This window comes from Microbacterium sp. A20, from assembly GCF_004794515.1.
Lineage (GTDB): Bacteria > Actinomycetota > Actinomycetes > Actinomycetales > Microbacteriaceae > Microbacterium.
In genome coordinates, this window is record NZ_SSDF01000090.1 from 87876 (window position 1) to 111716 (window position 23841).

Below are 23841 nucleotides of genomic sequence, written 5' to 3' on the forward strand. Positions count from 1 at the left end.
CGGCATCGGACATTCCGAGGTCGCCGCGCACGGGCGCGCTGTGTCGGCTCAGGCGACCGCACGCTCCAGAGCAGGCGCGACGGGTGCGACCGGGGCGGTGACGCGCAGGCTCAGCGCATCGGCGAGGGCGAACACGTCGGCGGCACCCGCCCTGGCGGCCGCATCGATCACGATCTGCGCGCAGGCGCGGGCGTCGGCGAGGGCGTCGTGGTGCGCGAACTCCTCGAATCCGGCGGCGGCCGCAGCGACGGGCAGGCGATAGGAGTCGAGAACGTAGGTCTTCCGTGCGACCTGCAGGCTGCAGAGGGAGCGGTACGGCGGGCAGAGCTGGCCCGTCGCCTCCGAGGCGCGGCGCAGCACGTTGAGATCGAATCCGGCGTTGTGGGCGACGAGCACGTCGGCTCCGGCGAAGGCGCACAGGCGGTCGAACTGGTCGACCCACGTGGCCGCGGACAGCACGTCCTCCGGCTGGATCCCGTGGATGCGCACGTTCCACTCCTGGAACTCGTCGTGGCCGGGCGGCGGCTGGATCAACCATCCGGTGGTCGCGAGGACCTCGCCGCCGCGCACACGGACCAGTCCGACGGAACAGGCGGAGGCGGGGCTGGAGTTCGCGGTCTCGAAGTCGATCGCAGTGAAGTCCAGTGGCACGTCTCCACTCTCACCCCGAGGTCGGCGACCATGCGGGAGACTCGCCGTAGGCTGGCCGCATGGCTGAGGACATGGCGACGTCGTTCGGTGCGCAGGCCGCGGACTACGAGGTCGGACGACCCGAATACCCCTTCGACGCGGTGGCGTGGATGGTGGAGAAGATGCCGCACGGCACCCGCCGTATCGCCGATGTCGGCGCCGGAACGGGCAAGCTCACGCGAGTTTTGGCGGAAGCGCCGGATGCCGAGGTCGTCGCGATCGATCCTGATCCCGAGATGCTCGTGACTCTCCGTGGGGCGGTGCCGGGCGTGCCGACCTTCGTCGGGTCGGCGGAGCGGCTGCCCCTCCCAGACGTGAGCGTCGACGCGGTCGTCCTGGGGCAGGCATGGCACTGGGTGGATCCCGCTGCCGGATCCGCCGAGATCGGTCGGGTCGTGCGCAGCGGGGGAGTCCTCGGTCTCATCTGGAACATCCGCGACGATCGCGTCGACTGGGTGCGCCGGTTGACCGAGATCATGCACGGCAGCCACGCCGAGAACATGCTCGCCGAGGGAGATCCGGTCGTCGCTGCGCCGTTCGGCCCGCTCGAGCAGGAGCGCTGGGAATGGGTCCGCCCCATCACACGAGACCGGCTGCACCGCATGGCCGCGTCCCGCAGCTACATCATCACCGCGTCCGACGATGAGAAAACTCGGATCCGGCGCGACCTCGACGAGTTGTTCGACGAGCTCGATCTGCACGGTGAGACCACCATCGACCTTCCGTACGTGACACGGGCCTACCGCGCCGTCCGCGACTGATCCCCGAATCAGGCGATCAGCCTGTATCAGGCAGAACTCCGCTGCATCCGCCTGATCTCACGCGTTCGCCTGATCTCGCGCTCTGAGTGCGCGACGGAGGAGCAGCCTTCCGCAGGGTGGTGGGGGTGGGGCCAGGTAGACTCGTGCCCCGTGGCTCTCACTATCGGCATCGTCGGCCTGCCCAACGTCGGCAAGTCCACCCTCTTCAACGCACTCACCAAGAACGACGTGCTCGCAGCGAACTACCCGTTCGCGACGATCGAGCCCAACGTCGGCGTGGTGAACCTGCCCGACCCGCGCCTCGACAAGCTCGCGGAGATCTTCGGCAGCGAGCGGATCCTCCCCGCGGCCGTGTCGTTCGTCGACATCGCCGGCATCGTGCGCGGTGCGAGCGAGGGTGAGGGGCTCGGCAACAAGTTCCTCGCGAACATCCGCGAGGCCGACGCCATCGCGCAGGTCGTCCGCGGCTTCGCCGACGATGACGTCGTGCACGTCGACGGCACCGTCAACCCGGCATCCGACATGGAGACGATCAACGCCGAGCTCATGCTCGCCGACCTCGAGACCGTCGACAAGGCGATCGCCCGGTACGAGAAGGAAGTCCGCGGCAAGAAGATCGAGCCCGTCGTTCTCGAGACAGCGAACGCGGCGAAGGATGCCCTGGAGCGCGGCGTCCTGCTGTCGGTCGCCGGCATCGACCTGGCGCCGATCCGCGAACTGGGTCTGCTCACCGCGAAGCCCGTCATCTTCGTCTTCAACGTCGATGAGGCCGTGCTGACGGACGACGCCCGCAAGGCGGAGCTCGCCGCCCTCGTCGCGCCCGCCAAGGCCATCTTCCTCGACGCGAAGATCGAGTCCGAGCTCATCGACCTCGACCCGGAGGACGCCGCCGAGCTTCTCGCGTCGACCGGCCAGGACGAGTCGGGCCTCGATCAGCTCGCCCGCATCGGCTTCGACACCCTCGGCCTGCAGACCTACCTCACGGCCGGTCCGAAGGAGGCTCGCGCCTGGACGATCCCCAAGGGCTCGAAGGCGCCTCAGGCAGCCGGTGTCATCCACACCGACTTCGAGAAGGGCTTCATCAAGGCAGAGATCGTCTCGTTCGAGGATCTGGTCGAGACCGGCTCCGTCGTCGAGGCCCGCGCCAAGGGCAAGGCACGCCTGGAGGGCAAGGACTACGTCATGCAGGACGGCGACGTGGTGGAGTTCCGCTTCAACAACTAGGCCCGTCGGTCGGCTTCCGCGCGGATGACGTCGAGGCCCTCCCGGTACCGTGTCACGGCGAAGTCGGGGAAGCGCTCGTTGAACTTCGTGGAGTCGAAGCGATTGTCGTGCGCGTAACGGGGGAGCAGCTCTCGAAGCTCTCGCACCTGCGGTGAGAAGATGCCGACGGTTTCGAGTATCCATCGGGGGACGACGGAGTACCCGGAGTGGCGGTCGAGTACGTCCTCCGCCATCGCGACGAACTCGCGATAGGTCGGTCGATCATCGTCGACGGGAAGGTGCCACGTCGTGCCGAAGGCATCGGGAGCGTTGCCGAGTGCGGCAAGGGCGCGGCTCGCATCCGGTGTCCAGATGAGGGTGCGCAGTCTGTCGTCTCGGACGGGAACACGCGCTTTCTTCCCGGCCATGAGGTTGTCGATGACCAGGGTGTTGGTGAAGCTCTGTGTCCGGCCGGGGCCGTAGAACTCGGGTGCGCGGCCGATCAGCACGGGGATGTCGCCGCGACGCATCTCCTCCAGCACCATCGTGGCCATCTCCGCACGGAGGGCCCCCTTGCGTCCGACCGGTGCGAACGGCGTCTCCTCGGTCTGCAGTCGGTCGTCCTGCGGATACATGTAGGTGTTGTCGAAGTAGGCGAACTTCGCCCCCGCTGCTCGTGCGGCATCCAGCGCGTTTCTCAGCATCGAGGGGAACTGCTTTTCCCAGAGCGTGGTGTCCGCGGGCAGGCCAGCGGTGAAGTAGACGACCTCGCTGCCCTCGACAGCCCGCTTCGTCTGGAGTGCGTCAAGAAGGTCTGCAGCCACCGTCACGTCGGTGTCGTTGACGGGGCGAGGGTTGCGACTCACGAGTCTGAGATCCGTCGTATGCGCGCGATTCAACTCACGCGCGAGTTCGACGGCGATCTGACCGTTGGCGCCGAGGATCGTCTGCATGTGTGTGCTTTCTCTCTGTGTCGCGCTGTCGAGCCTCCGGCAGCGTTGGTTGAACTGCAATCATCCGTAAGCTATGTTAGCAGTGTTCACATAGGAGACGGAGAGTGCAGATGTCGACGGAGCGCGGCTACCATCACGGCGACCTGCGTGCGGCGCTCATCGCGGCAGCCATCGCAGGGCTCGAAGCCGGGGAGCCGTTCTCGCTACGAGGCGTCGCTCGGCGCGCCGGAGTATCGACGGCTGCGCCGTACCGTCATTTTCCGGACAGGACGGCGCTGGAGTCTGCGATAGCGGTCGAAGGGTTCAGATCGCTCAGCCAGGAGCTGGCGGAAGCTTTGGCGAGAGTGACGGACTCGGACTCGGCGGCGGACACGATCGCGAGCCTGGGCGTCGCCTATGTCGCCTTCGCTCTGCGGAATCGCGCGGTGTTCCGGCTGATGTTCGGCAACGAGTGCGACGACGAGGACAGTGAGCGGGTGCAGGCATCGTCCGAAGTTCGCGTTGCGCTCACGCAGACGATCGCGAGGCTGTTCCCGGATGCCGACGCCGGTGCCCTGGCGATGGCGATGTGGAGCATGGCACACGGTCTGGCAGTCCTGCATCTCGACGGCAAGTTCCGTCCCGAGCCCACCGAGGCGGTCGCTGAGCGCGTCCGGACCTCGGTGGCCGCCGTCTTCGCCATGAACTCCACCGCGCTCCGCGCTGTAGAAAGGACGGAATTCGCATGACCCGCCGCATCCTCCACGTCGTCACCAACGTCGGCCACTATCAGGACCCGTCTCATCGCACCGGACTCTGGTTGTCCGAGCTCGCACATGCCTGGGAGGTGTTCGAAGCGCAGGGGTATCAGCAGGAGATCGTCAGCCCCGCTGGCGGGTCCACTCCGCTGGAGCCCCGATCGCTGAAGTTCCCGAACTACGACAGGACCGCCAAAGCATGGCGGAGCGATCCTCAGCGTATGGCGCTGCTGGAGAACACTGCACGCCCGGATCAGATCGATCCGACCGATCTCGACGCCATCTACTTCACCGGCGGGCACGCCGTCATGTACGACTTCCCCGACAGCGCGGGGCTGCAGGGGATCACGCGGCAGATCTGGGAGCAGGGCGGGATTGTGTCTTCGGTATGCCACGGTTACTGCGGCCTGCTGAACACCCGGCTCTCCGATGGCTCGCTCCTGGTCGCCGGTCGGCGCGTCACTGGCTTCGCCTGGCAGGAGGAAGTGTTCGCACGAGTCGACACGCTCGTCCCGTACAACGCCGAGGAGGAGATGAAGAAGCGGGGTGCTCTTTACGAGAAGGCGAAGCTGCCTTTCGTCTCCTACGCGATCTCCGACGGGAGACTCGTCACCGGGCAGAACCCGGGCTCGGCCAAGGAGACGGCCCAGAAGGTCGTCGCCCTGCTCTGACACGTCCGCACACCGCCCGCACGGGTGACAGGATTGACGGATGACCGCAACACTCGTGGCCCAAGGGCTGGCCGGCGGGTACGGCCACCGCACCCTGTTCGACTCGCTCGACCTCACTGTCACGGCGGGCGATGTGGTGGGCCTGGTCGGAGCCAACGGGGCGGGGAAGTCCACCCTCCTGAAGCTGCTGGCCGGCGTCGATGAACCCCATGCAGGCACGATCAGGCTCGCCCCGGCGGATGCGTTCGTGGGCTGGCTTCCGCAGGAGCACGAGCGCGTCGCGGGGGAGAGCGTGATCGACTACATCGGTCGGCGCACCGGGTGCGCGGCTGCGACCAGGGACATGGATGCCGCGGCGGCAGCTCTCGGAGATCCCTCCCTCGCGGCCCCGGGTACAGGCCCCGCCGACACGTACTCGACGGCGCTGGATCGCTGGCTGGCCAGCGGCGCCGCTGACCTCGACGAGCGACTTCCGGCCGTGCTCGCCGACCTCGGCCTCGACCTGGGCGACGAGCCCGCCGACACCATGATGACCTCGCTGTCGGGAGGTCAGGCCGCCCGCGTCGGGCTCGCTGCGCTGCTGCTTTCGCGCTTCGACATCGCCCTGCTCGATGAGCCGACCAACGATCTCGACCTCGACGGCATCGAGCGGCTCGAGGCCTTTGTGCGCGGCCTCCGCGGCGGTGTCGTGGTGGTCAGCCATGACCGCGAGTTCCTCGCCCGCTGCGTGACCAGAGTCCTGGAGCTCGATCTCGCTCAGAACAGCAACCGGGTGTTCGGCGGCGGTTACGACTCGTACCTGGAGGAGCGGGCGACGGTTCGTCGGCACCAGCGCGAGAAGTACGACGAGTTCGCCGACAAGAAGGCCGACCTCGTCGCCCGCGCCCGCACGCAGCGCGAGTGGTCCAGCCAGGGTGTGCGCAACGCGATGAAGAAGTCGCCCGACAACGACAAGATCAAGCGCAAGGCCTCGGCCGAGTCCAGCGAGAAGCAAGCGCAGAAGGTACGCCAGATGGAGAGCAGGATCGCCCGGCTCGAAGAGGTCGAAGAGCCGCGCAAGGAGTGGCAGCTCGAGTTCACGATCGGCTCGGCCCCGCGTTCCAGCTCGGTCGTCTCGACGCTCAGCTCCGCGGTGTTCCGGCAGGGTACGTTCCAGCTCGGGCCCGTGTCACTGCAGGTGAACGCGGGGGAGCGCATCGGCATCACCGGGCCCAACGGCGCGGGGAAGTCGACCCTGCTGCGCGGACTGCTGGGGCGGCAGCTTCCCGACGAGGGAACGGCGAGCCTGGGTGCGAGCGTGCAGATCGGCGAGATCGACCAGGCCCGCGCACTGCTGGTCGGTACGCAGCCGCTCGCGGTCGCCTTCGAGGAACTCGTGCCCGAGATGGCATCGGGTGAGGTGCGCACGCTCCTGGCGAAGTTCGGGCTCAAGGCCGATCACGTGACGCGCGCCGTCGACGAGCTCTCGCCGGGCGAGCGCACACGTGCCGGTCTGGCGCTGCTGCAGGCGCGCGGCATCAATCTGCTCGTGCTCGACGAGCCGACCAACCACCTCGACCTGCCCGCGATCGAGCAGCTGGAGCAGGCGCTCGAGTCCTACGAAGGGACGCTGCTGCTCGTCACCCACGATCGACGGATGCTCGCGACCGTGCAGACCGACCGACACTGGCGGGTGGAAGCCGGGCAGGTCGTCGAGGTATGACGAGCCTCGTCATCGACAGCGTCCCGCACGACAGCCTGACCTCGAACGACGTGGCGAGCCTGCGAGAGCTGTTCGACGCCGAGTACTTCGCCGAGTTCGGAGCGTGGGATCCCGATCAGCCGTAGGGCTACGCGCCCCATGACGTCCATCTCATCACCCGCGCCGGCGACGCGGTGGTGGCCACGTCGGCTGGGCGCGGCGGACCATCGGCGTCGGTACGGCGGAGGTCGTGGTCGCGGGAGTCGGCGGGGTGCTGGTCTCTCCGCGCGCACGAGGGGAGCGGGCGGGTGTCCGGCTCCTGGCACACGCGGCCGCAGCCATGAGGGACGCCGGTGGGATCGAGTTCGGCTACCTCGGGTGCCGCGAAGCTGTCGTCGCGTTCTACGAGTCCTGCGGATGGCGCCGCATCTCGGCGGTCGAGCGCTCGATCGCCCGCACCGGTCAGCCCGCCATGCAGCCTCCTGGGCCGCCCATCTTGACACTCGCGCTCGACTCTCCACCGCGCCGGTGGCCCGCCGGGGCGATCGATCTTCGGGGGCGGGCCTGGTAGCCGTGTGGTGCTGATCCGGGCGTCTCCGTCTCGCCGACGGCCTGCTCGGGATACGCTGGGACACGGCGGCTCGCGCCGCGGCCCGGTCGCTGGCGTCCGCTGTGGACGTTCCGCCTGAGTTCCTGACACCGACGGCACGAGGAGATTGACGCCGATGACCGACACCCAGATCTTCGAGCCAGACGGCCGCGCGATCCCCTTCGTCGACGAGGGCGACGGCCCCGTCAAGCTCGTCTTGATCCAGGAACGCGACCTTCCGGCCGACATCCTCGGAGTCGTTGCGCACTACCTCGCCGAAGAGGCGGGCTTCCACGTGGTCCGGATCGGCCACCGCGCCGACGTCGAGGGCGAAGCGGTGTCGCTGGACGAGCGCGTCGAGGATGCGCTGGCGGTGATCGACCACGTCGGCCTCGGCGACACCTGGATCGGCGGGCATGGGTTCGGTGGCACCGTCGCGCGAGCTTTCGCCATCGCGCACGCCGACCGCGTGAACGGCCTGGCGCTGCTCGGGGTCGAAGAGCACGACATCCCGCTCGCGCCCGTGATGCCCGTCCTGATCATCCAGGGCACCGAAGACACCACCACCCCGTTCGCGAACGGTGAGCAGCTGCAGTCGACCGCTCCGGAGCGTGCGAGCGTGAAGAGCATCGACGGGGGAGACCACCACTTCCCGATGACGCACCCGATCGAGACAGCGGTCGTGATCGAGGAGTACCTCGACTGGGACTGAACCCCCTAGCGACCCTGCCGCTTCTTGTAGGGCTTGGGCTGACCCTTCACTGCAGGGGTTCGGCCCTTGCCCTTCGAGGCCTTCGCCTTGCCGCCGGCGGGTGCGGGCGGGTTCTTCACCGGCGCAGGAGCTGCGGCGACCGCTTCTTTCGCCTCGACCAGCAAGAGCTCTCCGACGTGCGTCAGTCGTGTCTGCCCTTCGCGGTGGACGATGGGATGGCCGACCTCGGCTTCGAGCTTGTCGATCGACGTGTACAGCGAGGCCAGCGGGATGCCGAGCTTCTCGGCCGCGCGCGGGAAATGAAGCTCCTCCGCGAGGACGACGAAACGGCGGAGCAGAGAGATCTTCACGGTGGCCCTTCGACTGTTCGCACGGGATTGCGAGCCACTCCAGGTTACGCGGTGGAAGCCGCCGGTCAGATGTCGCTGAAGTCGTTCGCAGGAACGTTGATCTGCGTCACTGTGTCACCGTCGAGCCGGAACAGGGTGTAGAGGATGCCAACGGATCCCGGATGGGTCAGCGACTCGGTTCCAGGTACCTCACGCTCGCCCAGCCCGACGTATTCGGCAGTCGCGGGGTCTTCGGTGTCGACGATCCCCCATGCGCCCGCGTCGAGAAGTTCTGCGCGTGTGGACCCGACGGCGAGGCCTTCCTCGGTCTGGATCGGAACTCCGGAAAGCGAAGGGCCTGTGATCGCGACCGATGCCGGGCCCTCGAGAGCGCTGTCGGTGAACACTCGGAGCCCGTCCCACGTGTAGTTCACGAACGCGGAGTCATAGCCGGGGAAGTTCTCGACCTTCTCCGGTTCCGGCAGCTCGCCGGTCGTGTCCTCCAGCAAGTCCAGCAACCCGGTGGGATCCTCGAAGGCGGCGCTCCGAGTGCCGGATTCGTCGGTGATGACGATGCCGTCGAGGGAGACGACGACCTGGGGATCGATCTCGACCGTCGGACTGGGCGTCGGCGATGACGGGGCAGGCGTGGCGCTCGTGCGGGGCTCCGCCGAGGTGGGCGAAGCGCACCCGATGAGAACGAGAGCAGACACGGCGAGAGCGGCCAGTGCGGGGGCGAGGGAACGGCGCATGATCACAGGCTATTGAAGTCCCGGAGCCTGTCTTACGCACGGTAGCTCGAAAGATCCGAAACGTGATGTTCGATACAGACGGATGCCGCGACCGAAGCGGCCGCGGCATCCGGAATCCTTCGGTCAGGCGACCTGAGGGAGCACCGCGAACGACACGGAGCCCTCGTCGTCCACGCCCGCGTCGAGGATCTTGTCATCGAGTGCAGCGACGGCGGACTCATCGAGGAAGAGCCGGGTGCCGGAGACTTCGACCACCTGATCCTGCGGCTCCGGATCCGCGGCGACGAGCACGGCGAGACGCGCGCCGCCCTCCGCATTCTGAGGTTCGGACGAGTGGATGCGCAGTCCGGCATCCGGGGCGTCGGTCTGACGACTCACCAGAGTCGTCACGATGGCGGAGGCGTTGTCGGTGAGGGTGAGCACGAGACTCTCCTTCCGTTCGGGGCATGCCACGGTCGCGACATGTCCGGGCTACGATGCCGAACCCGCACGACGACCTCAACCCCCTTGTGCCGATTCGGAGGAGGCTCTTATCCTCCTCGCAGGTTCTTACGAAGGAAGACCTGTTCCGTGCCGTCGCCGTCCGGTACCCGCTCGTGCTCCACGTATCCGCACCGCTCGTACAGGCGGATGTTCGCCTCGCTGAGGCTGCCGGTGAAGAGCTCGGCGACCTGCGCCGTGGATGCGCTCTCCGCGTGCTCGAGCAGCATCCGCCCGACTCCCTCACCCTGCATGTCGGGGGCGATCGCGATGCGTCCGATCAGAAGCATCCCGTCCTTCTCCACGAATCGGATCGCGCCCACGAGGCGTCCGTCGATACGTGCCGTCAAGCCGGACTCCGAGCGAAGCTCCGCTTCGAGCTCGGCGAGCGTCTGCGTCAGGGGAGGCATGTCGACGCTGCCGTAGATCGCCGCCTCCGACACGAAGGCTGCGCGCTGCACGGTCAGCACCTCGCCGGCGTCCGCCTCGGTGATGGGGGAGATGACGATCTCCCGATCCTTCTCGCCGTTCTGTTCTGTCACGATGCGGGGTCTCTCCTTGAGTCGGGTGTTCAGGTCCGGTCGCCACACTCGGGCTCCGGGCTTCCGGTGTCAACCCCCTCGGACCCGGGCGCAGACCTTCGTTATCCTCGCCGGCAGGAGGTCAACGAAATGGCTGAAAGCAAGACGAAGAAGACCGGCACCTCGACGAAGGGGGCCGTGAAGACCACTCGCCAGCAGAACGCGGAGAAGGGCTTCACCGCCTCGCCCACGCTCGCAGGCAATCTGCAGCGCGTGCTCGTCGACCTGCTCGAACTCGCCATCCAGGGAAAGCAGGCGCACTGGAACGTCGTGGGGCGCAACTTCCGCGACACGCACCGACAGCTCGATGAGATCATCGACGATGCACGGGCGTTCAGCGACACGATCGCGGAGCGGATGCGCGCACTGCATGCCGTGCCCGACGGGCGCAGCGCGACCATCGCCAAGGCGACGTCGTTGCCCGAGTTCCCCGCGGGCGAGGTGTCGACGACCGAGACCATCGATCTGGTGACGGAACGTCTGGAAGCAGCGGTCGGCACAGTGCGAGACGTCCACGACGCCGTCGACGAGGAGGATCCGACCTCGGCGGACCTTCTGCACGCGATCATCGAACGCCTCGAGCAGTTCGCCTGGATGGTCAGCGCCGAGAACCGCAGCCCGGCCGGTCGCTGACGTTCGCCCCTCCTCCGTGAGCCCGGTCAGTTCGGCCCGGCTCCGGGGGTGCGGGGTCGGCCGCGCATGATGCGCGGCAACGCGATCCACAGCGCCACGACCAGCAGGAGCGCCGACACCAGCGCGACGAGGCCGGCCGTGCGATTCACCGTGAAGTCGACGATCAGCATCGTGACCCCGATCGTCAGCGCCCCGATCACGATCAGGTCGAGCCGGACGATACGGGCGGCCATCCGCACGAGGTCGGGCTTGCGACGGTGGCCGAACAGAGCTCGGTGCATCCCCACGGGAGCCAGCGCGAGGATCGTCGCGACCGCGGCCAGAGCGACGAGCACGACGTAGAGATCGCGCTGGAACTCGTCCATGTCCGTGAATCGCGGCTGGAAGGCCACCGCGAGCAGGAAGCCGGTGAGGATCTGGGTCCCGGTCTGCATCACGCGGAGTTCCTGCAGGAGCTCTTCCCAGTTGCGATCCGCGCGTTCGTTCGCCGTCTCGTCTCGTCCGTCCCTGCGGTCATCGAGTTCGTGGTCGCCGCGCGGAGGATCCGATGTCATGATCTCAGTGTCGTGCCGACTCTCGCACGAAGTCCAGACTCTTCTCCCGATGGATCGAAAGAAGGCATCATGACGCTCCCTCCGATCAGCGACTGGTGGTCCGGACTCTCGGAGGAATCACGTCGCTCCGTGCTCGATGGCGACTCGCCCCACCTGGACGAGGACGTCCGGGAGGAGATCCGGGTGATCACCGGAGCGGTCGTGGGGATGGTGGAGAGCCTGACCGATGAAGATCTCGATTACGCCCGCGCGCACGCCGAGAAGACGGCGGACTGACGACACTCCCCGGAGCCTGTGCCGCGGAGCCTATGCCGCGGAGGCTCACTCGGAGGCGTCGGGATTCCGAGGGGCCTGTTCCTCGCGAAGCCGCGGCTCGGTGCGACGCTCGGGTCGCGCCCCCGCCTTGTCGGCATAGAACGCGCGGATCCGGTCCATGTCGGCGGCGATGTCCCCGGTCAGGTCGATGGTGGGACCGAGACCCGTCGTCATCGTCGTGCGATCGACGAAGCCGAGCGTGACCGGCATCCCCGTCTCCCGGGCGATGCGGTAGAAACCCGACTTCCAGTACTCGTTGCCGCCACGAGTCCCGTCCGGGGTGACCACCAGACCGAAAACGGTTCCGGCGTGCACCTGGCCGACGACGTCCTTGACCACGCGGGCCGGATCCGCCCGGTCCACAGGGATCCCGCCGAGTCCGCGCATGAGCGGACCACGCCACCCGCGGAAGAGGCTCTTCTTCCCGAGCCAGTGCACGTCGATGCCGAGGCGCCAGGCGATCGCGAGCATCAGGACGAAGTCCCAGTTGCTGGTGTGCGGGGCGCCGACGAGCACGGTCGGGCGCGTGGGCGCTGCCTCGCTCACGAGCGTCCATCTGCTGAACGCCCAGAACATGCGGGCGAGGAGTCGTTTGAGCATGGATCAACCGTAGGGGAGAAAGGCTGTCGTCCCGCTGTCGGCATCCTGCGCGCGGGTCCGGCGCCACTACCTCGGAGCAGGCGTACGATCGAGGGATGAAGAAATCGCCGGAGGACACCGTGCAGCAGGAGGAGGCCCCCATCGGGCTGCAGCCGCTTCCCGGTGCCCTGGACCTGCTCGAAGGCGACGCCGCCGGCTACTGCAGCAACGGCGTCTGCCACTTCCCCGCCCCGAAGGCCGAGTAAGCAGCAGACGCCGTCGCGCGCGAACGCTGAGGTTCAGTGGCCGCCGTGGAATCCCTCGCCGGCATCGTCGGCGGGCTTGCGGACGAACGGGCTGAGCGCCACCGCTGCGAGCGAGATGATCGCGGCGATCAGGAAGGCCATGCGCGCACCCGGGGCGCCGGCCACTGCCCGTGACAGGCCCTCATCCTCGCCTGCATGCAGGATCGCCGAGTAGGTGACCGTGAGCAGAGCGACACCCGCCGCGCCGCCGACCTGCTGGAGCGTGTTCAGCACAGCGGAACCGTGCGAGTACAGCGACCGCTGCAGCGAGCCGAGCGAGGCGGAGAACAGCGGCGTGAACGACATCGCGAGCCCGACGGACATGGCCGCCTGCACGATGATGAGCACCCACCACACGGTGTGCTCTCCGACCGTCGAGTAGAAGAACAGCGCCGCCGACACGAGGATCGTGCCCGGGATCAGCAGCGGCCGCGTGCCGCGTGCGTCGTACACGCGACCCATGACCGGACCCAGCAGACCCATCAGCACCGAGCCGGGGAGCAGGATCAGACCGGACTCGAGGGCGTTCAGGCCCGCGACGTTCTGCAGGTACTGCGGCAGCAGCGTCAGCGTTCCGAACATCGACAGCGCCAGGATCGTCATGATGATCACGGAGAACGTGAAGTTGCTCGAGCGGAAGACGCGCAGGTCGAGCAGTGCGTCGTCGACACGCTGCAGGATGAGCTGACGCCACACGAACAGCGCCAGCGACACGGCGCCGACGACCAGGGCGATGATGCCGGTCGTCTCGCCCGAGCCGCCTTCGCCGCCGAACTGGCTGAGGCCGAACACGATGCCGCCGAAGCCGAGCGCCGCGAGCGGGATGGAGAGCACATCGAGCGGGACGATGCGGGTCTCACCGAGGTTGGTCATCCACTTCACGCCCATGAAGAGTGCGATGAGCGCGATCGGAAGGATGATCGCGAACAGCGCCCGCCAGTTCAGCGTCTCGAGGACGGCGCCGGCGATGGTGGGGCCGATCGCCGGGGCGAGGGAGATGACCAGGCCGACGCGGCCCATCATGCGACCGCGGGACTGCGGCGGGACGACGTTCATGATCGTCGTCATCAGCAGCGGCATCATGATGCCGGTACCGGCGGCCTGGATGACGCGCCCGACAAGCAGCACCGAGAAGCCGGGGGCGACCAGCGCGACGAGCGTGCCGAGCGAGAAGGCGATCATCGCGGCGATGAAGACCTGACGCGTGGTGAACCGCTGCAGGATGAACCCGGTGGTCGGGATGACCACGGCCATGGTCAGCATGAAGGCACTGGTGAGCCACTGGCCGAGTTCGGGCGGGATGCCGAGATCGGCGTTCAGATGCGGGATCGCGATCCCCATCGTGGTCTCGTTGAGGATGGCGACGAACGCGGCGACGAGCAGCAGCCAGATCACGCGCATGTCCTTGCGCGAGATCTCACCCGCTGCCGGTGCGGGGGTCGTCGAGATGGAGCCGGTATCGACGGCAGACATGGGCGGCCTCCTGGGCGAAGAAGAAACGGAGATATCGCGAGAGTTCGCAAGAGTCCTTCAGCGTAACGGCGGGCGCGGACATTTCATTCCGAACTCACAGAAATCCGCTGTGGGCGGATGCGCCGGCCCTCGACGTCGCCGGGCCTGAGTACGCTGGCGCCATGAGCATGGGCGGTGGACGAGGGGGAGGCGCGAGCTTCCGCGGGGTGGATGAAGACGCTCAGCGGCGCATGAACGCCGAAGCGCCGCGGATCAGCGGCCTCGGAGCGCGGGTGGTCTCCCTGTTCCGCGCCTACCGCGCGCGCATCTTCCTCACCGGGATCCTCGTGATCGTCGGTGCGGCCATCGCCGTCATCCCGCCGCTGATCGTGCAGCGCATCTTCGACGACGCCCTGTTCCCGGTCGCCGGCGGCGGACCGCACCTCGAGCTGCTGGCCTGGCTCGTCGCCGCGATGGTGGGGCTCTTCCTGCTCTCCGCCGTCCTCGGGGTCGCGCAGACGTGGCTCACCTCTACCGTCGGCAACAGTGTCACCGGCGACCTGCGCGTCAAGCTCTTCGAGCACCTCCAGGCCATGGAACTCGGATTCTTCACGCGCACGAAGACGGGAGTGATCCAGTCACGACTGCAGAACGACGTGGGTGGCGTCTCCGGTGTGCTGACCAACACCGTCACCAGCATTTTGGGCAACGTCGTGACGGTGATCGCCTCGCTCGTCGCGATGATCCTCATCGATTGGCGTCTCACCCTCATCGCCGTGATCATGATGCCGTTCCTCATCTTCGTCCAGCGCAAGGTGGGCCAGGTGCGAGCGCGGATCGCGGGGGAGACGCAGGAATCGCTGTCGGAGTTGACCTCGATCACGCAGGAGACGCTGAGCGTCTCGGGCATGCTGCTCTCCAAGGCGTTCAACCGCCAGCGCACGGAGTCGGAGCGCTATCAGGCCGAGAACCGCAATCAGGTCGTCCTGCAGGTGCGCCGAGCTATGAGCGGCCAGGGCTTCTTCGCGGTCGTGCAGGTGCTCATGGCCAGCGTGCCGGCGGTCATCTACCTCGTCTCGGGCTATCTGATCGCCGGCGGCACCGGGGCGATCACGGCGGGGACGGTCGTCGCGTTCACCACGGTGCAGGCACGGCTCCTCATGCCGCTGATGGGCCTCATGCGGGTGTCGCTCGATCTGCAGACGTCGTCGGCGCTGTTCGCGCGCATCTTCGAGTACCTCGACCTCGTGCCCGAGATCGAGGATGCTCCGGATGCGATCGCCGTCGACGAGGCGCCGGGGCCCAAGGGGAGGCTCGAGTTCACCGATGTGGTCTTCCGCTACCCGGACGCCTCCGCTGATGCCCGACCGACGCTGGACGGTGTCTCGTTCGTCGCCGAGCCCGGGCAGCACGTGGCGTTCGTCGGTCCCTCCGGTGCGGGCAAGACGACGATCCTGTACCTCGCACCGCGGCTGTACGAGGCGAAGGGCGGCGCAGTGCTCTTCGCGGGCGCCGACGTGCGCACGCTCACGCAGGAGTCGATCATCGACCACGTGGGCATCGTTTCGCAGGAGACCTACCTGTTCCACGCGACGATCCGCGAGAACCTCCGCTATGCCAAGCCGGATGCGACGGAGCAGGAGCTGATCGCCGCGTGCACCGCGGCCAACATCCACCACATCATCGCCGGGTTCGAGCAGGGGTACGACACCGTCGTCGGCGAGCGCGGGTACCGGCTCTCGGGAGGGGAGAAGCAGCGCATCGCGATCGCGCGCGTGCTGCTGAAGGATCCGCCGGTGCTGCTCCTCGACGAGGCGACCTCTGCGCTCGACACCGTGTCGGAGCGAGTCGTGCAGGAGGCGCTCGACGAGGCGGCGAAGGGGCGCACCACACTGTCGATCGCGCACCGCCTGTCCACGGTGATGGGTGCGGACATGATTCACGTGCTCGAGGCCGGACGCATCGTCGAATCGGGAACCCACTCCGAGCTGCTCGCGCGGGGAGGTCTGTATGCGGAGCTCGCCGCTCAGCAGGTCGCCGCATCGCGCGTGCTCGACACCGAGGCTGCGGTCGAGGAGGCGGTGACCGGGGGAGTAGGTGCTGCGCTCACAGAACGCCGTGCGGACCGGGCACCCGCGGACTCCGCCGGTGCCGATGCCGTCGCGGCGATCACCGCTGCCGTTCCTCTGCTCGCCGAGCCGCGCCCCGATGAACGGGTCTACCCGCCCGAACCCTGAACCGCTCAGGGAGTCAGTGCACGGACAGCCCGCCGTCGACGAACAGGGAATGGCCGGTGACATACCCCGACCCGGCTCCGGCGAGGAAGACGGCCGCGCCCGCGAAGTCGCTCGGGAGTCCGTTGCGGCCGATCATCGTGCGGGCGGCCAGCTCGGCGATCTTCGCCGGGTCCTGCTGCAGACGGGCGTTCAACGGTGTCAGTACGAACCCCGGGACCAGCGTGTTGCTGGTCACGCCCGTTCCTCCCCACGCTTCGGCTTCCGAGCGCATCAGCGACTCCACCGCGCCCTTCGAGGCGCCGTAGACGCCACTGCCGACGAAGGCACGGTGAGCCTGCTGGGAGCTGATGTGGATCAACCTGCCGTAGCCGCGTTCCGCCATGCCCCGCGCATACCGTTGACCGAGGAGGAACGGCGCGAGGGCGTTGACCGTCATCGTCGCGTCCCAGTCGTCCTCGGTGATCTCCGCGAACGGCGGACGGATGTTGATGCCCGCGGAGTTGACGAGGATGTCGGGCTCACCGAACGGCTCGACGGCGGTCTCCGCGAGGGCACGGATGCCCGACCGAGTGCTGAGGTCGCCGACCACTCCGGCGACGCGGCACCCGTGCGCGCGGAGCTCCTTGACGGTCTCCTCGATGCGAGCCTCGCCGCGCGCGACCACGACGGTCGCGGCACCGGCCCGGGCGAGTGCCGTGGCGATGCCGCGGCCGATTCCGGAGCTGCCGCCGGTGACGACCGCGGTGCGGCCTTCGAGCGAGAAGAGGGAGGAGAGGTAGTCGTTCATGCGGTCATCCGTGTCGTTCGTTCAGCGGGGCGGTTGGTCCAGATGTGTGGTGTCACCACGCGAGTGCGGCGGCGAGGGTGGGATCGGGGGTGGCGTCGGCGAACTCGGGCAGTGCCCGCAGCTCTGCGATGAAGGTGTCGACCTCTGCGGCGTACGCGGTGTCGGGGTGATTGCTCGCGATCTCGAGCAGGGACGGCATGTCCATGGCGAGTATGAGTTCGAGTCGGGCGATGACCGAGTCTCGGGCGCCCGCCTCGTGCAGCACCCGGATGCCGCCGCGCAGCGCCGCGAGGTAGTCCCTCAGCACGGGCAGCTGCGCCTTGCCCTGCGTGATCGAGGTGCCGTCGGCGCGGAGCCGCCACTGCACGACGACATCGGGGATCACGTCGAAGGCCCGTGCCCGGGTGTACATGATCTGGGCGACCACCTGGTCCTCGTACGCGACCCCTTCGGGGAAGCGGAGGTCCTGCCAGAACTCGGTGCGACTCACCTTGGACCAGGCGACGATGTTCGACACCGCCCGAGGGTGCGCCGCAAGGGTGGTGCCGAGGCGCTCCGGCGAGGTCGCCGCCGCCACCCAGGGCTGCACGCGCCCGGCGACGTATGCCGCTCCCTGCGCACGGGAGCGCACGTAGGCACCGGCGACGAAGTCGCTTCCGGTCTCCGCGAGAGTGCCCGTCATCCGGGCGAGCGCGTGGGGGAGAAGCTCGTCGTCACCGTCGAGGAAACCCAGGTAAGGGGTGTCGACGAGGTCGAGGCCGATGTTGCGCGCCGCCCCGAGCCCGCGGGATGCCGGGTGACGGATGGTCGTGAACCGGTCGTCGTCGGCGGCCGCCGCGGTGAAGATCGCGCCGGTGTCGTCGGTCGAACCGTCGTCGACGAGGATGGCGCGCCATCGCGACTCGGTCTGTGCGCGCAGCGAGTCGAGTGCGGCGGGAGCGAAGGCAGCGATGTCGCGTCCGGGGACGATCACGGTCACGATCGGGGCGGCGGCGGTCACCTGCCGAGTCTATGGCGGGCATCAGCTCCGCGCCGCGCGCACGGACTCCGCGACGACGGGAGCCAGGCGCTCGGGTGCGTCCTCAGGCAGCTCCCCCCGACCGAAGGTGAACCGGACGGATGTCTGGGCCACCTCGGCAGGAACGCCGCACGCGAGGAGCACATGCGAGGGCTCGTCGCTGCCGGCGGCGCACGCCGAGCCGCTCGACGAGATGACACCTCGACGCTCCAGCTCCAGCAGCACCGCCTCTCCGCTGGTGCCGGCGAACGTGAAGCTCGCCGTCCCCGGCAGACGGCGCTCGGGGTCGCCGGTGAGCGCGGCCTCCGGGACGCTGTTCAGCACGCGGGAGATGAACCGTGCAGTGGCAGAACCGACCCGCGCCGCCACGGTCGCCCGCTCCCGTTCCGCGAGTTCCAGTGCGGTCGCGAGGCCCACGGCCCCGGCGACGTTCTCGGTGCCCGAGCGTCGACCGCGTTCCTGGCCGCCGCCGTGCAGGAGCGGCTCGATGGGAACGCGTCCCCGCACGGCCAGTGCGCCGATCCCCTTGGGTGCGCCGAGTTTGTGCCCGGCGATCGACACGGCGTCGGCGCCGAGCTCGTGCAGGGGAAGCCACCCGGCCGACTGCACGGCGTCGAGGTGCAGAGGCACGCGGGCGGCGCGGGTGACCGCCGACAGCGCCGCCGCATCCTGCACGGTCCCGATCTCATTGTTCGCGTGCCCCACCGAGACCAGCGCGGTGTCGGGGCGGATCGCCGCGGCGACGGCATTCGGCGCGATCCGCCCACCGGCATCCACCGGCAGCAGGGTCACGTCGACGGAGTGGAAGCGCCGGAGGTACTCGGCGGACTCCAGGATCGACTCGTGCTCGATGGGGGAGACCACCAGGTGTCGTCGCCCGGCCTCGAGAGCCGCGAGCACGATGCCCTTGACTGCGAGGTTGTTCGCCTCGGTGCCGCCCGCGGTGAACACGACGTCACCGGCACGCATCCCCAGGAAGCGGGCGACCCGGGCGCGGGCGTCGTCGAGAGCGCTCGCCGCAGCCTCTCCCGCGGTGTGGTGGCTGGACGGGTTGCCGAACACGCCCGTCAGGTACGGGTGCATGGCCTCGAGCACCTCCGGTCGTACCGGGGATGTCGCGGCATGGTCGAGGTAGAGCACGCTGCTCAGTCGATCCGCAGGTCCAGGCCGAGATCGAGCGCGCGTGCCGAGTGGGTCAGCGCGCCGACCGAGATCACGTCCACACCTGTGCGCGCGATGTCGCTGACGGTGTCCAGGTTCACGCCTCCCGAGGCTTCGACCGTGGCCCGGTCGCCGATGAGGGCGACGCCTTCGCGCAGGTCGTCGAGCGAGAAGTTGTCGAGCAGCACGGTGTGCGCGCCACCGTCGAGGACGGCGGCGATCTGGTCGAGACGGTCTACCTCGACGACGACGTGAGTGGTGTGGGGCAGGCGGGACAGCGCCTCTCGCAGCGCCGACGCGAGGTCGAGGCCGGATCGGGTGAGCACGGCGAGATGGTTGTCCTTGGCCATCACGGCATCGGACAGCGAGTATCGGTGGTTGCTGCCCCCGCCGGAGAGGACGGCGTGCCGCTCGAACGCACGCAGGCCCGGCGTCGTCTTGCGGGTGTCGGCGATGCGTGCGCGTGTGCCGTCGACAGCCGCGACATAGGCTGCCGTGAGCGTCGCGATGCCGCTCATCCGCTGGGTGAAGTTGAGCGCGACGCGCTCCGCCGTGAGGATGCTGCGCGCCGACCCGGAGACCGAGGCGAGCACGTCGCCCGCGGTGAACTCATCGCCGTCGCCGACGTGCAGGTCGACGGTCAGAGTCGGATCGGTGAGCGCGAACGCGGCGGTGAAGACTTCGCCGCCGCTGAAGACTCCCGCCTCGCGGGCGACGAGGTCGGCGGTGGCCGTCGCTTCGGCGGGGAGCAGCGTCGTGCTGGTGAGGTCCCCCCACGGGGCGTCCTCCTCGAGGGCTGCTCCGACGACGCGGGTGAGGGTGGAACGGGTGAGCATCAGACGGTCTCCAGAATCGACGAGCGGGTTCGGACCGGGGCGGCATCTGCCGAAGCTCCGGCATCGACCCTGTGGTGGGCGCCGACCGAGACGGTGCGGTCAAGGGCTGCTGCGGCAGTGGCCTCGGCCAGGAGAAGCAGGTTCGCGTCTTCGTGCTCGGCGGTCGTGGTCGGCTTCGATGCGGACGCGGCCCATTTGCGCACGGTGGCCAGTGCGTGTGCGAGGCCGCCGTCGGTACGGAGCAGCCCCACCTGGTCCCACATCAGCTGCTGCAGTGCCGCGCGGCTGAAAGCGGGTGCATCGGATCCACGGTCCTCCGCCCGACGCCGCTCGGTGGCAGCGCGCATGGGGGCGGGCACGAGGTGCCAGGGCATCGTCAGGGCTGCTGCGGCTCTCGCGCCGAAGACGGCTCCTTCGAGCAGCGAGTTGGAAGCCAGTCGGTTCGCCCCGTGCACGCCGGTGCGGGCCACCTCGCCGACCGCGAAGAGACCCGGAATCGTGGTGCGTCCGTCGAGGTCGGTGACGATGCCGCCCATGAGGTAGTGCGCCGCGGGTGTCACCGGGATCGGCTCGCGCGACCAGTCGAATCCACGCTCCCGCGTCACCCGATCGATGGTCGGGAAGCGCTCGGCGAGGGTGTCGGCGCCGAGCATCCTGGCGTCCAATCGCACCGGCCGTCCCTGCGCGGACGCCTGCCGGGCGATGGCCCGGGAGACGACATCCCGAGGGGCGAGTTCGCCGTCGGGATGGCTGTCGAACGTGAAGCGTCGACCGGCGTCATCGACCAGCGTCGCACCCTCACCGCGCACGGCTTCCGAGATAAGGAAGGCCGGACCCGACGCCAGGATCGTCGGATGGAACTGCACGAATTCCAAGTCGGCGACGGCCGCTCCCGCGCGCAGCGCCACGGCGATGCCGTCGCCGGTGGCGCCGGCCGGATTGGTCGTGTGCGCGTAGAGGTGGCCCGCGCCGCCCGTCGCGAGGATCACCGCGTCGGCGTGGAGCTCGTCGTTCTCCGCGCCTCGCAGCAGGCGGATGCCGCGCACCGCGCCCTCGGCCACGACCAGTTCGGTGAGCAGAGCATGCTCGACCACGGTGATCGACGTGCGCCGCACCGCAGCGATCAACGCCGTCGAGATCGCGGCACCGGTGGCGTCCCCGCCCGCGTGCACGATGCGTGCGTGGCGGTGAGCCGCCTCGCGTCCGAGCTGCAGCGCCCCCTCGGTCGTCCGATCGAACCCGACGCCGCGGGCGATCAGCTCCGCGATCCGCTCCGCCCCCTCGGCCACCAGCACGTCCACCGCCGCGGGATCCGAGAGCCCGGCACCGGCGTCCATCGTGTCGGCGGCGTGCTGCTGGGCCGAGTCATCCGGTCCGTAGACACCCGCGACGCCGCCTTGGGCGAGCCCGGTGGACCCGTCGCCGAGCACTCCCTTGGTGACGAGCGTCACCGCGTGCCCGGCCTCGTCCGCATGGAGCGCCGCCGTGAGACCGGCGATGCCCGAACCGACGACCAGGATGTTCATCGTGTGGCCGCACTCACCGGGGGCTTCGCGGCGAGCATCCGCTCCAGTGCCACGCGGGCGGGATCGGCGACATCGCCGGCGACCGTGATCCGGTTCGGCGTACGGCCGGCGACGAGCTCCTCCAGCACCCAGGCCAGGTAGCCCGGGTGGATGCGGTACATCGTGGAGCAGGGGCAGACGACCGGGTCCAGGCAGAAGATCTCGTGCTGCGGGTACTGGGCCGCCAGTCGGCGCACGAGGTTGATCTCGGTGCCGATGGCGAACGTCGTGGGTTCGGTCGCGGAGTCGATCGCGCGACGGATGTATTCGGTCGAGCCGGCTTCGTCCGCCGCGTCGACGACCTCCATAGGGCACTCCGGGTGCACGATGACCCGCACGCCGGGGTGGTCGGCACGGGCCTGGTCGATCTGCCCCACGGTGAAGCGGCGGTGCACGGAGCAGAAGCCGTGCCACAGGATCACCCGGGAATCGACCAGCTCGGCCGCCGAGGAGCCGCCGAGCGCTCGCCGCGGGTTCCACATCGGCATCTGCTCGAGCGGCACGCCCATCGCCTTGGCGGTGTTGCGCCCCAGGTGCTGATCGGGGAAGAACAGCACCCGCCGCCCCCGCTCGAACGCCCACTCGAGCACGGTCTGGGCGTTGGACGAGGTGCACACGATCCCGCCGTGCCGTCCGACGAAGCCCTTGATCGCCGCCGAGGAGTTCATGTACGTGACGGGGATCACGGGCACGCGGCCGTCCGCGTCGGGGGTGTCGAGGTCGCCGAGGACGTCTGCGAGCTGCTCCCAGCACTCCTCGACCTGGTCGATGTCGGCCATGTCCGCCATCGAGCACCCGGCAGCGAGGTTGGGAAGTATCACCGCTTGGTCAGGATGTGAGAGCAGATCGGCGGTCTCGGCCATGAAGTGCACGCCGCAGAACACGATCGCCTCGGCGTCGGCTCGCCCCTTGGCCGCTGTGGCGAGCTGGAAGGAGTCGCCGACGTAGTCCGCATGCCGGACGACCTCTTCGCGCTGATAGAAGTGGCCCAGGATCACGACCCGGTCGCCGAGTGTGGTCTTCGCCGCGCGGATGCGGGCATCGAGCTCGTCCTCCGAAGCCTCCCGATACTTGACAGGGAGCTCGCCCTGTCGAGGGGATCCCGTGGGGATCACATCACCCATCGATGAGCCTGGGCCGTATCCGGGGCGGGAGTCGAAGTCCCACGGTCCCGCGGCCAGGTCGGTCGCGCAGGTGGCGTCGGTGGATGCGCCGCCGACGATGGCTTGGATCGCGTGGTCCACCGAGGCGTCCAGCGGCGGGACGGCGGGAGCGGGGACGAAGGTGATGCTCATCGGGTGCTCGTTTCTTCGGGTCCGAGGGGGCCGCGGTCGGCCAGCTCGACATCGGTGTTGTCGCGGTACAGACGTGCAGGACGGTGGTTCCCCGTGCGGAAGCGGTCGGTGGGGAGCAGATTTCCGGCGGATTCCACCTGGCGGCGGAAGTTGGCGGGGTCGAGGCTCTTGCCGAGGATCGACTCATACGCCTCACGCAGTTCGGCCAGGGTGAACTCGGCGGGCAGGAAGCCTCGCGCGACACGGCTGTAGCCGACCTTGTTGCGCAGGCGCCACAGGGCGTACTCGACGATCTTGGCGTGGTCGAAGGCCAGCTGCGGCAGCTGATCGATGTCGAACCAGCGCACGTTCTCGGGGGCGCGGCCGGATGCGCGATGGGCGGCTATCTGTGCGGTCACGTCATCCTGACGCAGCAGCGCCCAGTAGACGATCGAGACGACCCGGGTGGGGGAGCGGTCGACCGCTCCGAACGCGTAGAGCTGTTCCAGGTAGCTGGGGGCGAGTCCGGTCGTCTCCGCGAGGGTGCGCGCAGCGGCGTCGACGGGGGATTCGGTCGCCGTGAGCCAGCCCCCGGGAAGCGCCCATTGGTCGGCGAAGGGCTCACGGGTGCGCAGGACGAGGGGCAGCGCGAGGACCGCGCGTGCGTCGTCGGTGCGACGCAGCGTGAGGATGACCGTCGAGACGGCCACCCGGATCTCCTCGCTTCGAGTCATAGACACCTTAACCTCCGTGATCGATCTTAGTGTCATGGAGACCCTTAGTGTGCGCATATGACGGATTCCGACGTCGAGGCCGAAACGTTATCTCGCGCGCTCCGGGAGGGTTGTCTACCCGCATGCGGGTTTGTTAGGTTACTGTCCTAACAAACCCCCTCCGGGGAGAGGCCGATCGGTCTCCTCCTGGGCCCACGAACCCCACAGTCGGGGTTCCGCTCCACCTGGAGCGATCCCTCCTGCAGTGCAGCA

The 23841-nt window shown here is 68.6% G+C and carries 28 protein-coding genes; 12 read left to right on the plus strand and 16 right to left on the minus strand.

Annotation, left to right across the window (positions count from 1 at the left end; translation table 11 throughout):
- Window positions 1–48 precede the first annotated feature (48 nt).
- Entirely contained in the window at window positions 49–651 is a 603-nt protein-coding gene (locus tag DW298_RS16380) for an exonuclease domain-containing protein (protein WP_136043532.1), read from the minus strand.
- Window positions 652–710: 59 nt separating this feature from the next.
- On the opposite strand from DW298_RS16380, the gene DW298_RS16385 reads away from it, so the two are divergent.
- Both DW298_RS16385 and ychF read left to right on the plus strand, forming a co-directional pair.
- Window positions 711–1451, plus strand: coding sequence for a class I SAM-dependent methyltransferase (locus DW298_RS16385; RefSeq protein WP_136043533.1), 741 nt, complete (start codon window positions 711–713; stop codon window positions 1449–1451).
- Window positions 1452–1601: 150 nt separating this feature from the next.
- Window positions 1602–2675 (plus strand): redox-regulated ATPase YchF, encoded by a 1074-nt coding sequence (gene ychF, locus DW298_RS16390; RefSeq protein ID WP_136043534.1) that lies wholly within the window; start codon window positions 1602–1604, stop codon window positions 2673–2675.
- On the opposite strand, the gene DW298_RS16395 is transcribed toward ychF, so the two are convergent.
- Window positions 2672–3607 (minus strand): NAD-dependent epimerase/dehydratase family protein, encoded by a 936-nt coding sequence (locus tag DW298_RS16395; protein WP_136043535.1) that lies wholly within the window; start codon window positions 3605–3607, stop codon window positions 2672–2674. The genes ychF and DW298_RS16395 overlap by 4 nt on opposite strands.
- Window positions 3608–3717: 110 nt before the next feature.
- On the opposite strand from DW298_RS16395, the gene DW298_RS16400 reads away from it, so the two are divergent.
- The 6 genes from DW298_RS16400 to DW298_RS16420 all read left to right on the plus strand — a co-directional run bounded on the left by DW298_RS16400 (window position 3718) and on the right by DW298_RS16420 (window position 7997).
- The gene (locus tag DW298_RS16400; RefSeq protein WP_205820427.1) at window positions 3718–4335 is read left to right on the plus strand and encodes a TetR-like C-terminal domain-containing protein; all 618 of its coding nucleotides are present in this window, start codon (window positions 3718–3720) and stop codon (window positions 4333–4335) included.
- Entirely contained in the window at window positions 4332–5015 is a 684-nt protein-coding gene (locus DW298_RS16405; protein WP_136043537.1) for a type 1 glutamine amidotransferase domain-containing protein, read from the plus strand. The genes DW298_RS16400 and DW298_RS16405 overlap by 4 nt, the downstream gene beginning before the upstream one ends.
- Window positions 5016–5055: 40 nt before the next feature.
- Window positions 5056–6717: an ABC-F family ATP-binding cassette domain-containing protein gene (locus DW298_RS16410; protein ID WP_136043538.1), complete on the plus strand. Its 1662-nt coding sequence runs from the start codon at window positions 5056–5058 to the stop codon at window positions 6715–6717.
- Window positions 6714–6842, plus strand: a complete 129-nt coding sequence (locus DW298_RS19760) for a hypothetical protein (protein WP_275087544.1) — start codon at window positions 6714–6716, stop codon at window positions 6840–6842. The genes DW298_RS16410 and DW298_RS19760 overlap by 4 nt, the downstream gene beginning before the upstream one ends.
- A 104-nt stretch (window positions 6843–6946) precedes the next feature.
- Window positions 6947–7267 carry a GNAT family N-acetyltransferase gene (locus DW298_RS19675; protein WP_240745167.1) on the plus strand — a complete coding sequence of 107 codons (321 nt, stop codon included), beginning with the start codon at window positions 6947–6949 and terminating at the stop codon, window positions 7265–7267.
- A 154-nt stretch (window positions 7268–7421) separates the two neighbouring features.
- A complete protein-coding gene (locus DW298_RS16420) occupies window positions 7422–7997 on the plus strand; it encodes an alpha/beta hydrolase (RefSeq protein WP_136043539.1) in 576 nt (191 codons plus the stop codon).
- A gap of 5 nt (window positions 7998–8002) precedes the next feature.
- Here DW298_RS16420 and DW298_RS16425 read toward each other — a convergent pair whose 3' ends face one another.
- The 4 genes from DW298_RS16425 to DW298_RS16440 all read right to left on the minus strand — a co-directional run bounded on the left by DW298_RS16425 (window position 8003) and on the right by DW298_RS16440 (window position 10100).
- Window positions 8003–8347 carry a LysR family transcriptional regulator gene (locus DW298_RS16425; protein WP_136043540.1) on the minus strand — a complete coding sequence of 115 codons (345 nt, stop codon included), beginning with the start codon at window positions 8345–8347 and terminating at the stop codon, window positions 8003–8005.
- A gap of 65 nt (window positions 8348–8412) precedes the next feature.
- Window positions 8413–9078 carry a hypothetical protein gene (locus DW298_RS16430; RefSeq protein WP_136043541.1) on the minus strand — a complete coding sequence of 222 codons (666 nt, stop codon included), beginning with the start codon at window positions 9076–9078 and terminating at the stop codon, window positions 8413–8415.
- 123 nt (window positions 9079–9201) lie between these two features.
- Window positions 9202–9501: a Fe-S cluster assembly protein HesB gene (locus tag DW298_RS16435; protein WP_029262936.1), complete on the minus strand. Its 300-nt coding sequence runs from the start codon at window positions 9499–9501 to the stop codon at window positions 9202–9204.
- 107 nt (window positions 9502–9608) lie between these two features.
- The gene (locus tag DW298_RS16440) at window positions 9609–10100 is read right to left on the minus strand and encodes a GNAT family N-acetyltransferase (RefSeq protein WP_205820415.1); all 492 of its coding nucleotides are present in this window, start codon (window positions 10098–10100) and stop codon (window positions 9609–9611) included.
- 129 nt (window positions 10101–10229) lie between these two features.
- On the opposite strand from DW298_RS16440, the gene DW298_RS16445 reads away from it, so the two are divergent.
- Window positions 10230–10772 (plus strand): DNA starvation/stationary phase protection protein, encoded by a 543-nt coding sequence (locus tag DW298_RS16445; RefSeq protein ID WP_136043542.1) that lies wholly within the window; start codon window positions 10230–10232, stop codon window positions 10770–10772.
- A gap of 26 nt (window positions 10773–10798) precedes the next feature.
- Here the strand turns inward: DW298_RS16445 and DW298_RS16450 are convergent, their stop codons facing one another.
- Window positions 10799–11326, minus strand: coding sequence for a DUF6328 family protein (locus DW298_RS16450; protein WP_136043543.1), 528 nt, complete (start codon window positions 11324–11326; stop codon window positions 10799–10801).
- A 69-nt stretch (window positions 11327–11395) separates the two neighbouring features.
- On the opposite strand from DW298_RS16450, the gene DW298_RS16455 reads away from it, so the two are divergent.
- Window positions 11396–11602, plus strand: a complete 207-nt coding sequence (locus tag DW298_RS16455; protein WP_136043544.1) for a hypothetical protein — start codon at window positions 11396–11398, stop codon at window positions 11600–11602.
- Window positions 11603–11647: 45 nt separating this feature from the next.
- On the opposite strand, the gene DW298_RS16460 is transcribed toward DW298_RS16455, so the two are convergent.
- Complete coding sequence (locus DW298_RS16460) at window positions 11648–12241, minus strand: 1-acyl-sn-glycerol-3-phosphate acyltransferase (RefSeq protein WP_136043545.1); 594 nt, start codon at window positions 12239–12241, stop codon at window positions 11648–11650.
- A 95-nt stretch (window positions 12242–12336) separates the two neighbouring features.
- Between DW298_RS16460 and DW298_RS19435 the strand changes: the two genes are divergently transcribed.
- Window positions 12337–12486, plus strand: coding sequence for a hypothetical protein (locus DW298_RS19435; protein WP_168429550.1), 150 nt, complete (start codon window positions 12337–12339; stop codon window positions 12484–12486).
- 33 nt (window positions 12487–12519) lie between these two features.
- Here DW298_RS19435 and DW298_RS16465 read toward each other — a convergent pair whose 3' ends face one another.
- Entirely contained in the window at window positions 12520–13998 is a 1479-nt protein-coding gene (locus DW298_RS16465) for an MDR family MFS transporter (RefSeq protein ID WP_136043546.1), read from the minus strand.
- A 167-nt stretch (window positions 13999–14165) separates the two neighbouring features.
- On the opposite strand from DW298_RS16465, the gene DW298_RS16470 reads away from it, so the two are divergent.
- Window positions 14166–16214, plus strand: coding sequence for an ABC transporter ATP-binding protein (locus DW298_RS16470; RefSeq protein ID WP_136043656.1), 2049 nt, complete (start codon window positions 14166–14168; stop codon window positions 16212–16214).
- A gap of 13 nt (window positions 16215–16227) precedes the next feature.
- Here DW298_RS16470 and DW298_RS16475 read toward each other — a convergent pair whose 3' ends face one another.
- Genes DW298_RS16475 through DW298_RS16505 form a run of 7 tightly spaced genes read right to left on the minus strand, consistent with a single transcriptional unit; the run spans window position 16228 to window position 23589 of the window.
- Entirely contained in the window at window positions 16228–17001 is a 774-nt protein-coding gene (locus DW298_RS16475) for an SDR family oxidoreductase (protein WP_136043547.1), read from the minus strand.
- A 52-nt stretch (window positions 17002–17053) separates the two neighbouring features.
- Window positions 17054–18001 carry a glycosyltransferase family 2 protein gene (locus DW298_RS16480; protein ID WP_136043548.1) on the minus strand — a complete coding sequence of 316 codons (948 nt, stop codon included), beginning with the start codon at window positions 17999–18001 and terminating at the stop codon, window positions 17054–17056.
- Window positions 18002–18022: 21 nt separating this feature from the next.
- Window positions 18023–19159, minus strand: coding sequence for a cysteine desulfurase family protein (locus tag DW298_RS16485; RefSeq protein WP_136043549.1), 1137 nt, complete (start codon window positions 19157–19159; stop codon window positions 18023–18025).
- A 5-nt stretch (window positions 19160–19164) separates the two neighbouring features.
- Window positions 19165–20016 carry a carboxylating nicotinate-nucleotide diphosphorylase gene (gene nadC / locus DW298_RS16490; RefSeq protein ID WP_136043550.1) on the minus strand — a complete coding sequence of 284 codons (852 nt, stop codon included), beginning with the start codon at window positions 20014–20016 and terminating at the stop codon, window positions 19165–19167.
- The gene (gene nadB, locus DW298_RS16495) at window positions 20016–21542 is read right to left on the minus strand and encodes an L-aspartate oxidase (protein WP_136043551.1); all 1527 of its coding nucleotides are present in this window, start codon (window positions 21540–21542) and stop codon (window positions 20016–20018) included. The genes nadC and nadB overlap by 1 nt, the downstream gene beginning before the upstream one ends.
- On the minus strand, window positions 21539–22876 hold the full coding sequence (gene nadA, locus DW298_RS16500; RefSeq protein WP_136043552.1) for a quinolinate synthase NadA: 1338 nt from the start codon (window positions 22874–22876) through the stop codon (window positions 21539–21541). The genes nadB and nadA overlap by 4 nt, the downstream gene beginning before the upstream one ends.
- A complete protein-coding gene (locus tag DW298_RS16505; protein WP_136043553.1) occupies window positions 22873–23589 on the minus strand; it encodes an NUDIX domain-containing protein in 717 nt (238 codons plus the stop codon). Before DW298_RS16505 ends, nadA begins: the two co-directional genes overlap by 4 nt.
- Between the last annotated feature and the right edge of the window lie 252 nt (window positions 23590–23841).